A 10,850-nucleotide genomic window follows, 5' to 3' on the forward strand; every position below is an offset into this window, starting at 1 on the left:
ATAGGAGCCTGAAAATCAACGTCAACCGTTTATTTCAGTTTTATTCTGCCTTGAGGGAAATACGTGCAAACGACTTCTTTCCAGCCTGGCAAACATGGGTCGCGCCAAGCCTGAATACGAAACCACGATCCACTACCTGCCCATCAACACGGACACCGCTAGAACCCAGCAAGTCACGCGCGACAGCTGCATTCTTGACCAGCGCCGCCTTATTAAGGACCGACGCAATGGGCATGTCCTGATCAGAGATCAGTTCGATTTCCGGAAGGTCTTCGGGAAGCTCACCCTCCTTCATCCGATTACCCGCAGAACGATGCGCAGCCGCAGCCGCTTCGTCCCCATGGAAACGCGCAACGATCTCCTCGGCCAGCTTGATCTTGATATCCCGGGGATTGGATCCCCGCTCGACATCAGCACGAAACTCATCGAGCTCACCCTGCGACCGGAAGCTAAGCAGCTCGAAGTACCGCCACATGAGCGAATCAGGGATCGAGACCAACTTGCTATACATGACGCCTGGCGCTTCTTGAATCCCTACGTAATTACCAAGAGACTTGGACATCTTCTTCACGCCATCCAGCCCCTCAAGCAACGGCATGGTCACTACGCACTGCGAGGCCTGACCGTACGACCGCTGAAGCTCACGCCCCATAAGCAAGTTGAATTTCTGGTCAGTTCCTCCGAGTTCTATGTCAGCCCTCAACGCAACCGAGTCATACCCCTGGACGAGCGGATAGAGGAACTCATGGATGGCTATCGGCTGGTTCGTGGAGTAGCGCTTACTGAAGTCATCACGCTCAAGCATGCGAGCGACAGTATATTGAGAAGCTAGACGGATAAAGTCGGCTGGAGTCAGCTTGTCCATCCAGGCTGAATTAAACGCCACCTCGGTCTTTGCGGGATCGAGTATCTTAAAAACCTGAGACTTGTAAGTTTCGGCGTTCTCGAGGACCTGCTCCCTGGTCAAAGGGGGCCGTGTGGCGCTTTTGCCACTTGGATCACCAATCATTCCGGTGAAATCCCCTATAAGGAAGATCACCTGATGCCCCAAGTCCTGAAGCTGGCGCATCTTATTAATGAGCACGGTATGCCCGAGATGAAGATCGGGAGCGGTAGGGTCGAATCCCGCTTTGACGCGCAACGGTTCGCCTCGCTCAAGCTTAGCGACCAGCTCCGATTCGACGAGCACCTCATCAGCGCCCCGTTTGATCACCGACAGTTGCTCTTCAACCGACTTCATGGCAAGCCCCGTACCATTATTAAAGGGCGACAACCTTACAAGATCGACGGCCGATTACAAGCCGCGCGCTTGTACCGACCAGCAGCTCAGCAGCCACAAGGGTTGCCTCCGATGCGCTTTGCTTATATTTTAGACAGTTATTTCCCGTGCAAAAATATGCCAGAAGCCCAATGATGCCTTCCAAATCAAAAGCTCCGAACTACCCCAAGAGCCATCTTCTGGCTGCCAGTGGTGTAGCTGCGCTGCTGAGCCTGGCGCTGCTTGTATTCCCATCACGTGAAGTCGAGGCGAAGAAGACCTTCATTGACTTGAAGCTCGAGTCCTCCTCGGGACAAATTGTCGTCGAGCCCGGCGACAGCCAACCAGGCCTGGTCGAGTCTCCCTTCGCTGTAACTGCCACGCTGGGCACATCATCCGAGGCCAAGAATGCTGAGCTACCGGAAGAAGAGGAGCTCACCCAGGCCCCCGCTCCAGAGTCAGACTCTCTGACGAAGACCGTGGTCGTGGCCAATGGGGATACGCTATCGACAGTATTTTCCAAAGTGGGCCTTTCCCCATCCGTCATGCATGCCGTTCTGTCGAGCAGCAAGGATGCCAAACAGTTTTCCCGTTTGAAGATCGGCCAGTCCCTTGAGTTTCAACTGACCGAGCAAGGCGGGCTAGCCGGCCTACGCAGCAAACTCAATAGTCTGGAAACGCTGGCGTTAGAGAAGACGCCTGACGGTTATTCATTCAAAAAAGAACAGATCAAGCCCGAAATCAGCTCCGTATACGCTCGCGGTGAGATTGATAGCAGTCTGTTTCTAGCCGCGAAGCGCGCGGGCCTCAGCCATAATCTGACTATGGATCTGGCCAACGTATTTGGCTACGACATCGACTTTGCACTCGACATTCGCAAAGGCGACAGCTTCGAAGTTATTTATGAAGAGAAGACCGTAGAGGGGCAACGCGTCGGTACCGGCAATATCCTCGCGGCGCGCTTTACCAATCGGGGCAAAACCTATTCTGCCGTTCGCTACACCAATAAGGATGGGGCCACTAGCTATTACAATGCTGACGGTACCAGCATGCGCAAAGCATTCATCCGAACGCCAGTAGACTTTGCACGCATCAGCTCTCGCTTTTCCAACGGTCGCAAACATCCGATCCTGAACAAGATCCGAGCGCACAAAGGGGTTGATTATGCAGCCCCGCACGGGACGCCTATCAAAAGCGCCGGTGACGGCAAAGTACTGCTTGCCGGGCGCAAGGGTGGCTATGGCAACACGGTGATCATCCAGCACGGCCAGCGCTACCGCACCCTGTATGCGCACATGCAAGGTTTTGCCAAAGGTGTGCGTAATGGATCCGCTGTAAAGCAAGGTCAGATCATTGGCTACATCGGCACAACCGGCCTTTCCACCGGCCCGCATCTGCATTATGAGTTCCAGGTCGACGGCGTTCATGTCGATCCGCTAGGCCTGAAACTACCGATGGCAGATCCGATCGCTCGCAACGAAAAGCAGCGCTTCATGCAACTGAGCCAGCCTCTGATGGCACGGATGGACGAAGAGAAGGCCACCGTATTGGCCCTCAACCAGCAGTAATCGTGGCTCTTTATCTGGGGGTGATGTCCGGTACCAGTCTTGATGGCCTGGACATCGCGCTCATCGAGCAGACAACCCGCACTCGGCTGATAGCCACCCGCTTCCAGGAAATGCCTGCCAAGCTAAAGCAAGATCTACTCGCCTTGTGCTCGTCTGGGCCGGACGAGCTGAAGCGCGCAGCTATTGCTGAGAACCAGTGGGCTACGCTCGCAGCAGAAACGGTTGATCAGCTGCTCATCGAACAGCAGCTTGCCCCGCAGTCGATACGCGCTATTGGCAGCCACGGTCAAACTATCAGGCATGAACCCCATCTCGGGTTCACGATTCAAATCGGCAACCCCGCTCTATTGGCGGAATTGACCGGCATAACCGTGGTTGGGGACTTTCGCCGACGCGACGTTGCTGCCGGCGGACATGGCGCACCGCTCGTGCCCGCTTTCCACGAATCCATCTTTGGCAATTCCCAGCGAGTCCGCGCGATTCTGAACATCGGGGGATTCAGCAATCTCAGCATTCTGTATCCAGGCAACCCTACCCATGGCTTCGATTGTGGGCCCGGCAACGTCCTGATGGACGCCTGGATTCAACGCCACAAGTGCTTGGCATACGACCGCAACGGCGATTGGGCGACGACCGGCATCGTGGATGAGGACCTACTCACCTTGATGCTCAACGAAGAGTTTTTCAAAACTCAAGGACCCAAAAGCACCGGACGCGAGCTTTTCAACCTGGCCTGGCTGGATAGACGTCTCGCCGACCGGAAAGATCTGCAGCCTGCAGATGTCCAGGCGACGCTGCTCGAACTTACTGCGAGGAGCATAGCCGAGTCACTCATCGCCACTCAGCTGAACGTTGAGGAGCTGCTTGTCTGCGGTGGTGGGGCGCATAACGCTGCGCTGATGCGAAGGTTACAGGCGCTGGCCCCGACTTGTGAGGTCAAAAGCACAGACAGCGAGGGGGTGCCGGCAGACTGGGTGGAGGCGATGGCATTTGCATGGCTGGCCCACTGCTGCCTGGAAGGCATCCCGGCAAATCGTCCCGCGGTCACTGGCGCACGGGGCTCTCGAATCCTTGGCGCAATCTATCCCGTTTGATGCCAGAAACGGAAACGCCGTGCAGTGCACGGCGCTTCGAGGCCACAGACATCAGATAGAAAACGACTGACCGCAACCACAGGTAGTCGTAGCGTTTGGATTCTTGATCACGAAACGAGAGCCTTCCAGCCCTTCCTGGTAGTCCACTTCTGCACCAGCCAGGTACTGGTAGCTCATGGGGTCGACCACGAGACTTACGCCCTCTCGCTCAATGAGCGTATCGTCGTCGGCCACATCTTCATCGAAAGTAAAGCCGTACTGGAAACCCGAGCAGCCGCCTCCAGTGACGAAGACCCGCAGCTTCAAGCGCGGATTGCCTTCCTCATCGACCAAGCTCTTCACCTTGCTTGCCGCCCCCTGACTGAACTGGATGGCGGTGGGCGTGAAGGATTCGACACTCATTGGTTTCTCCTGGCGTGAAACGCCCTACTGCATTGACGGTGCATTATCGGCTTTCCTGACAAAACCGGTCAACTATTCGACCTGCTTCAGCGCCCCAATGTGAAAACCGGTTTATGGCAGGAGCGCCACATTTCCAAGCCCCAGTTTTTCGTTCAGATCGAACAGGATATTCATATTCTGGATCGCCTGGCCGGATGCGCCTTTCACCAGGTTGTCGATCACGGACAGCACGACCACCAGGTCACCGTTCTGCGGACGATGTACGGCAATGCGGCAAACGTTAGCGCCACGCACGCTACGTGTCTCCGGATGACTGCCGGCCGGCATCACATCGACGAACGGCTCGTTGGCATAACGGCGCTCATAAAGGCGCTGCAGATCCACGGAAGTATCGGCAACGGTGGCGTACAGCGTCGCGTGGATACCACGGATCATCGGAGTCAGGTGCGGAACAAAAGTCAGCCCGACGTCACCTTGCGCGGCTCGGCGCAGACCTTGGCTGATCTCCGGCAGGTGCCGGTGCCCTTTGACCGCATACGCCATCATGCTTTCGCCAGCCTCGGTGAACAGGGAACCGATCTTCGCTGCGCGCCCGGCACCGCTGACGCCCGACTTGCAATCCGCAATCAAGCGCGAGGCATCTGCAAGACCATTTTCAAGCAGCGGTAGAAAGCCCAGCTGGGTAGCGGTCGGGTAACAGCCAGGAACGGCAATCAGGCGTGCCTTTCTGATCTGCTCGCGATTGACTTCAGGCAGTCCGTACACGGCCTCAGCGAGCAGTTCAGGCGCACCGTGAGCCTGCCCGTACCATTTCGCCCACTCTTCGGCATCCTGCAGGCGGAAATCAGCGGACAAATCAATGACTCGGGTTCCGGCTGCCAGCAACTCGCCAGCAAGTGCGTGGGCGACGCCATGAGGGGTCGCGAAGAACACCACGTCGCATCCACCCAATGTTGCTGCGTCCGGAACACTGAAAGCGAGGTCGTCGTAGTGGCCTCGCAGATTGGGGTACATGTCGGTGACCTTCACCCCATCCTCAGAGCGGGAGGTGATGACAGCCACTTCGGCCTGCGGATGCTGAGCAAGCAGGCGCAGCAATTCGACGCCCGTATAGCCTGTGCCGCCAACGATACCGACCTTGATCATGACCTGCCCTCAACTGGAAACGTAAAAGCGCGATGATAAAGCTGCTTTGATCGCGGGCCAACCGCCGGGATGACGGGGGCGAACGCAGCCACTACTATCGACGCATTCGCCCCCGCAGGATTCCATAGATGCTCTACCTTTGGCTCAAAGCACTGCACATCATCGCCGTCGTCTGCTGGTTCGCCGGACTTTTCTATCTTCCTCGCCTGTTCGTTTATCACGCGATGAGTGAGGATGAGCCCAGTCGAGAGCGCTTCAAGATCATGGAGCGTAAGCTTTACCGCGGCATCATGCTTCCTTCCATGATCGCCACGCTGGTGTTTGGCATATGGATGGTCATTCTGAACCCCGGTTTGTTCGGTACAGGCGGCTGGCTTCACGCCAAGTTGGCGCTGGTCCTTGTATTGGTCGGCTATCACCACGTATGCGGCGCACAACTGAAGCGGTTTGCTCGTGACGAGAACATTCGCGGGCACGTGTTCTATCGCTGGTTCAATGAGGTCCCGGTCCTGTTTCTCCTGGCCATCGTGATCCTTGTTGTCGTCAGGCCCTTCTGAGCTGGCCGACAGCTGATCAGTTGAGTTCGCGAGCATTGTGTTACCTGACTCGGAAACCGGAGCATACGTTGTTGTATCCGCTGTTCCTCACCTCTAATCTGCCGCAACCATCCCTGTGACACGGACGCCACATGCAACAAGCTCAATTCAAAATCGTCTTCACCGGCGAACTTATGCCCGACATGCCGCTCGAGGCGGTAAAGGCAAACCTGGCCGTCCTGTTCAAGACCGACCCAAGCAAGATCGAGCGATTGTTCAGTGGCCAGGCGGCCGTGATCAAAAGCAAACTGAGCAGCCAGGAAGCCGACAAGTACATCGGCGCACTGCACCGCGCTGGCGCCAGGGCATACAAAGAGCCTGAGCACACCAGCCCCACCCTGAGCCTAGTGCAGACGGATGAAGAACTGGCGGCGGCCCAAGGCGACAACCCACCTGCCGCGCTCATGACATGTCCTAAATGCGGGCACGCACAAAGCCAGGCCAATGAGTGCAGTACGTGCGGCATCATCATCGAGAAGTATCTGGCGCGTCAGGCGCAGCTTCATGAGAGTGCTGCGCCTCAGGGCGCCAGCACAACGGTGTCACCTTACGCCCCGCCTTCTGCAAACGTCAGCGAAGCAATGCCTCGACATGGCGACCTCAAGCCTTTTTCCGTCACAGGCCGGATTGGCCGTCTGCGTTATCTAGCGTGGTCACTGGTGATCATGGTCGCGGCCACGGGCTTGTTCGGTGTCGCCGCGATCATGATGGCAATCTCCAGCACGATGGGGCTCATCTGCATGGGCTTGATCGGCATCGGCATGCTCGTGGTCAGCGTGCAGATCGGCGTTCAGCGCCTGCATGACTTCGGCTGGTCCGGCTGGCTGATCCTGCTCAATCTGGTCCCGGTGCTGGGCAGCCTGTTTCCCTTCGTCATGCTGCTGATGCCGGGGAGTCGGGAAGTCAATCGCTATGGTTCGCCACCACCGCCCAACAGCCGGTCGGTGAAGATCCTCGCCGCGCTGTGGCTGCTGTTGATCATCTCCGGCCTAGTGGCGGCGCTGACCATCCCCGCGCTGGTGGAAATGCGTCAGGGAGCCGGCTTCTAGCTGCTGAAGCAGCCCCTCAATCGGCTTGTACCGTGCGCCCCCTTGCCCACTCCCGCAGTGCATCGAGGCGCTCGGCCATGACAACCGACAACGGCGATGTTGCACGAATGCAGTCGAGCAGCATCGCTTGATCGACATCCCGTTGCTGGGCCTGGCCGGCATAAACCGCGCTGACCACCACCTGCTCGATCTCGGCGCCGGAGAAACCATCACTCGCCCCGGCCAGTACCATCAGCCCCATATCATCAGGTTGCAGTTCGCGTCGCGTGAGATGGATGCGGAAGATCTCCGCACGCGTCGCGAGATCTGGCAAATCCACGAAGAAGAGTTCGTCGAATCGCCCCTTTCGCAGCAGCTCTGCAGGCAGCCGATCGATGGCGTTTGCCGTAGCCACCATGAATACCGGCGCGGTACGCTCGGCCATCCACGTCAGCAGTGTGCCCAGTACCCGCTGGCTTACGCCGCCATCCATATCGCCGGTCGCCAAACCTTTTTCGATCTCGTCCATCCACAAAACGCAAGGCGCCATCTGTTCCGCGAGGGTCAGCGCTTCACGCAGGTTACGCTCGGTTTCACCGAAATACTTGTTGTACAAGCAGGCGAAATCCAACCGCAGCAACGGCAGCCCCCACAGACCGGCGACCGCCTTAGCGGCGAGGCTCTTGCCGCCACCTTGCACCCCGACCAGCATCACGCCGCGCGGTAGATCATCGCCCTGACCATCCAGAAACGCGCCCTGCCGCTCCGCCAGCCAACGTTTGAAATTGGCCAGACCACCCACCTCCGCGAAGCGGGCCGTCTCGTATTCGAACCCCAGCACCCCATCGAGATCCAGCAGCTGAAACTTGCTGCGATTGAGCTCGGGAAGATCCTCCTGGGTGATCGCACCGTCATCACAAATGACATTGCGTGCCAGCGCCCGCGCCTCTGCATGGCTCAGGCCGCGCAGATTCTTCACCACCTGCTGCAACGTGCGATTGTCGGTGCGAACGCGAGCACCGCGATTACGCTCGCTCCAGCGGGTGGCTTCCTCGCGGACGATGGCAAGCAGCTCTTCCTCGGCCGGCAGCGAAAGGCTGAAGCGTGCTGCGTAGCGTTGCACTTCAGGCGGCAGCTTGAGCGCATGCGACACCAGCACGAGGGTCGGCGCCACAGGCGCTTCACTCATCGCAATGTCCTTCAGCAGCCGCACCAACTTCGGCTCATCGAGAAACGGATGCAGATCGCAGAAGACGTACAGGTTCGCCTGGGGATCGTGCTTCACCAGTTTCAGCGCCACGTCCGGCGCGCAGCTTTCCTCGCCGCCCTGCAGCTCGCCGCCAAAGGACAGATGGCGCACCCCCTCGGTCGCCGACCACAGGTAGAAGCCCAAGCCTTGGCGCATGGCAAGCCCCGTCAGCGTCTCGAGCACTCTGCGCTCGTCCCAGGACTCAACCAGCACCAGTCTGACTCTCGAATCCAGAACCAAACCCAGATCATGAATATCGTTCTTCACATCACCTCCCTGTACAGCCTCACCACGGCTCATATGCCCTGATACACTGTTTGACCGACGCTCTCCCGGAGAACCGCCATGGATTGTCTGTTTTGCAAGATCGTGGACGGGGAAATTCCCGCACGCAAGCTTTACGAGGACGATCAGGTTATCGCCTTCCACGACATCGCGGCTCAGGCCCCGGTGCACTTTCTGGTGATTCCGAAGAAACATATCGCCACCTTGCACGACCTGAACGAGGAGCACGACAAGGCGCTCGCCGGGCATATCCTCTTGACTGCGCAACGCCTGGCCACAGAGCAAGGGTGTCAGGACGGTTTTCGCGTGGTGATGAACTGCAATGACCTAGGCGGGCAGACGGTCAACCATATTCACATGCACGTACTCGGTCAGCGGCAGATGCATTGGCCGCCAGGCTGACAGCCAAGCGCCCAACCTGCAGCCTCATCCACTGCCCGTGGCTCCAACCTGTTCCGGAGGACATATGACCAGCCAACGCCACTACTCCCCAGCTGACCGCTTGCTGATGCAGGCCGATTCGGCCCTGCGCACGCTGTTGCCTTTCAGTGGCCAGCCAGCACGCCCGTCGCCGGCGGTATTGAAGAACGAGGCCGAACTCAGCGAGAGCGAGACCCGCCACGTTGCCGGCCTGATGCGCATCAACCACACCGGCGAAGTCTGCGCTCAGGCGCTGTACCAGGGCCAGGCCCTGACGGCTCGCCTCCCGCAGGTACGTCGGGCGATGGAACAAGCGGCGGATGAGGAAATCGACCATCTGGCCTGGTGTGAACAACGCATCCGCCAGCTGGGCAGCCACACCAGCGTGCTCAATCCGCTTTTCTACGGGCTGTCGTTCGGGATTGGCGCCACGGCCGGTCTGATCAGCGATCGCATCAGCCTGGGCTTCGTCGCTGCTACTGAAGATCAGGTCTGCAAGCACCTGGACGAGCATCTTGGCCAACTGCCGGCAAGCGACGACAAATCCCGCGCCATTCTCGAGCAGATGCGCGAGGACGAGCAGCAGCACTCCACCGCCGCCATCGAGGCCGGCGGCCTGCGATTTCCAGCCCCGGTCAAATTCGGCATGAGCCTGGTATCCAAGGTCATGACCAAGGCGACTTATCGCATCTGACGTTTGCCACGAAAAAGGGCGCCGAAGCGCCCTCATCAATGACAATGCTGCTGAAGCCTACGCATGACGCGGCATGTTGCGCGCGTAGAAAATTTCCAGCATCTCGTGACGCAACCGCTTCTCGACCTGCTTGCGCTGCTCCGGAGAAAGATTGCTGGTCGCATCGCCGAACAGATAATTCTCCAGCTCGAAGTCCTTGAGCAGCATCTTGGTGTGGAACAGATTCTCCTGGTACACATTCACATCGGTCATCTGATAGACCGAGCGCGTGTCATCAGACAGGTAGTTCTGGATCGAGTTGATCTCGTGATCAATGAAGTGCTTCTTGCCCTCGACATCGCGGGTAAAACCGCGCACGCGATAATCCACGGTGACGATATCCGAATCGAACTGGTGGATCAGATAGTTGAGCGCCTTCAGCGGCGAGATAACGCCGCAGGTTGAAACATCGATATCGACGCGGAACGTGGCAATGCCGTCCACCGGATGTATTTCCGGGTAGGTATGCACGGTGATGTGGCTCTTGTCGAGGTGCGCAAGGATGGTTTCGGGCAGCGGGCCAGGCGACTCCTCGATCTGACTGTCAGTTGGCGTCACCGGTTGTTCGGAGATCAGAATCGTCACGCTGGCGCCCTGCGGCTCGTAATCCTGGCGGGCAATGTTGAGTATGTTGGCGCCAATGATGTCTACAACATCGGTCAGAATCTGTGTAAGTCGCTCGGCGTCGTATTCTTCATCGATGTACTGCACATATGCCTGCTGGTCTTCGGAGGTCTCGGCATAGCAGATGTCGTAGATGTTGAAGCTCAAGGTCTTGGTCAGATTGTTGAACCCGTGAAGCTTGAGTTTGCTTTTCACCATTGGAAACATTCTCTTGTCGGGGCTCATGCCCGTCGGACACCGAAGCATCTGAGCAGGACGGTAAACACCTCTTCGCGCCGGTGACGGCCGTTATTGCAATGGAATGAATGACACCCGAATCAATTGGGGCTGCGCATGATGCAGAGCGGGAGGCTTGTCTAAAGCGTCACCAGACCCACTCCTATCGATTGAGATAGCCAATAGCCGATTCTGTTGAAAAAGTAGCGGCCTCCCCATGCCGTTGGCAAA

Annotated in this window: 11 protein-coding genes; 6 read left to right on the plus strand and 5 right to left on the minus strand. The window is 57.9% G+C overall.

The features are described from left to right. Nucleotides 1-40: 40 nt before the first annotated feature. Nucleotides 41-1,240, minus strand: a complete 1,200-nt coding sequence (gene tyrS / locus LO50_RS07495) for a tyrosine--tRNA ligase (protein ID WP_044314599.1) — start codon at nucleotides 1,238-1,240, stop codon at nucleotides 41-43. A 170-nt stretch (nucleotides 1,241-1,410) separates the two neighbouring features. Between tyrS and LO50_RS07500 the strand changes: the two genes are divergently transcribed. Both LO50_RS07500 and LO50_RS07505 read left to right on the plus strand, forming a co-directional pair. After that, nucleotides 1,411-2,826: a peptidoglycan DD-metalloendopeptidase family protein gene (locus LO50_RS07500; RefSeq protein ID WP_044314600.1), complete on the plus strand. Its 1,416-nt coding sequence runs from the start codon at nucleotides 1,411-1,413 to the stop codon at nucleotides 2,824-2,826. Nucleotides 2,827-2,828: 2 nt separating this feature from the next. Beyond that, a complete protein-coding gene (locus LO50_RS07505) occupies nucleotides 2,829-3,920 on the plus strand; it encodes an anhydro-N-acetylmuramic acid kinase (RefSeq protein ID WP_080902078.1) in 1,092 nt (363 codons plus the stop codon). 51 nt (nucleotides 3,921-3,971) lie between these two features. Here LO50_RS07505 and erpA read toward each other — a convergent pair whose 3' ends face one another. Together erpA and argC are read right to left on the minus strand one after the other, a co-directional pair. Next, nucleotides 3,972-4,322 (minus strand): iron-sulfur cluster insertion protein ErpA, encoded by a 351-nt coding sequence (gene erpA, locus LO50_RS07510; RefSeq protein ID WP_014821647.1) that lies wholly within the window; start codon nucleotides 4,320-4,322, stop codon nucleotides 3,972-3,974. Nucleotides 4,323-4,433: 111 nt separating this feature from the next. Further along, nucleotides 4,434-5,468, minus strand: a complete 1,035-nt coding sequence (gene argC / locus LO50_RS07515) for an N-acetyl-gamma-glutamyl-phosphate reductase (RefSeq protein WP_014821648.1) — start codon at nucleotides 5,466-5,468, stop codon at nucleotides 4,434-4,436. Nucleotides 5,469-5,596: 128 nt separating this feature from the next. On the opposite strand from argC, the gene hemJ reads away from it, so the two are divergent. Both hemJ and LO50_RS07525 read left to right on the plus strand, forming a co-directional pair. After that, entirely contained in the window at nucleotides 5,597-6,025 is a 429-nt protein-coding gene (hemJ, locus tag LO50_RS07520) for a protoporphyrinogen oxidase HemJ (protein ID WP_014821649.1), read from the plus strand. Between the two features lie 131 nt (nucleotides 6,026-6,156). After that, entirely contained in the window at nucleotides 6,157-7,113 is a 957-nt protein-coding gene (locus LO50_RS07525) for a DUF805 domain-containing protein (protein WP_044314601.1), read from the plus strand. Between the two features lie 16 nt (nucleotides 7,114-7,129). On the opposite strand, the gene LO50_RS07530 is transcribed toward LO50_RS07525, so the two are convergent. Continuing rightward, nucleotides 7,130-8,608, minus strand: a complete 1,479-nt coding sequence (locus LO50_RS07530; protein ID WP_044314602.1) for an AAA family ATPase — start codon at nucleotides 8,606-8,608, stop codon at nucleotides 7,130-7,132. A gap of 78 nt (nucleotides 8,609-8,686) precedes the next feature. Between LO50_RS07530 and LO50_RS07535 the strand changes: the two genes are divergently transcribed. Together LO50_RS07535 and coq7 are read left to right on the plus strand one after the other, a co-directional pair. Next, nucleotides 8,687-9,028: a histidine triad nucleotide-binding protein gene (locus tag LO50_RS07535; protein ID WP_023445867.1), complete on the plus strand. Its 342-nt coding sequence runs from the start codon at nucleotides 8,687-8,689 to the stop codon at nucleotides 9,026-9,028. Between the two features lie 64 nt (nucleotides 9,029-9,092). Beyond that, nucleotides 9,093-9,740, plus strand: coding sequence for a 2-polyprenyl-3-methyl-6-methoxy-1,4-benzoquinone monooxygenase (gene coq7 / locus LO50_RS07540; protein WP_023445868.1), 648 nt, complete (start codon nucleotides 9,093-9,095; stop codon nucleotides 9,738-9,740). 57 nt (nucleotides 9,741-9,797) lie between these two features. Here coq7 and speD read toward each other — a convergent pair whose 3' ends face one another. Next, on the minus strand, nucleotides 9,798-10,598 hold the full coding sequence (gene speD, locus LO50_RS07545) for an adenosylmethionine decarboxylase (protein WP_031297947.1): 801 nt from the start codon (nucleotides 10,596-10,598) through the stop codon (nucleotides 9,798-9,800). Between the last annotated feature and the right edge of the window lie 252 nt (nucleotides 10,599-10,850).

It is taken from the genome of Stutzerimonas stutzeri, assembly GCF_000935215.1.
Classification (GTDB): domain Bacteria; phylum Pseudomonadota; class Gammaproteobacteria; order Pseudomonadales; family Pseudomonadaceae; genus Stutzerimonas.

Bases quoted from the DNA above. Each gene is read 5' to 3' on its own strand.
- tyrS (WP_044314599.1), bottom strand. From the start codon at position 1,240: ATGAAGTCGGTTGAAGAGCAACTGTCGGTGATCAAACGGGGCGCTGAT.
- LO50_RS07500 (WP_044314600.1), top strand. From the start codon at position 1,411: ATGATGCCTTCCAAATCAAAAGCTCCGAACTACCCCAAGAGCCATCTT.
- erpA (WP_014821647.1), bottom strand. From the start codon at position 4,322: ATGAGTGTCGAATCCTTCACGCCCACCGCCATCCAGTTCAGTCAGGGG.
- argC (WP_014821648.1), bottom strand. From the start codon at position 5,468: ATGATCAAGGTCGGTATCGTTGGCGGCACAGGCTATACGGGCGTCGAA.
- hemJ (WP_014821649.1), top strand. From the start codon at position 5,597: ATGCTCTACCTTTGGCTCAAAGCACTGCACATCATCGCCGTCGTCTGC.
- LO50_RS07525 (WP_044314601.1), top strand. From the start codon at position 6,157: ATGCAACAAGCTCAATTCAAAATCGTCTTCACCGGCGAACTTATGCCC.
- LO50_RS07535 (WP_023445867.1), top strand. From the start codon at position 8,687: ATGGATTGTCTGTTTTGCAAGATCGTGGACGGGGAAATTCCCGCACGC.
- coq7 (WP_023445868.1), top strand. From the start codon at position 9,093: ATGACCAGCCAACGCCACTACTCCCCAGCTGACCGCTTGCTGATGCAG.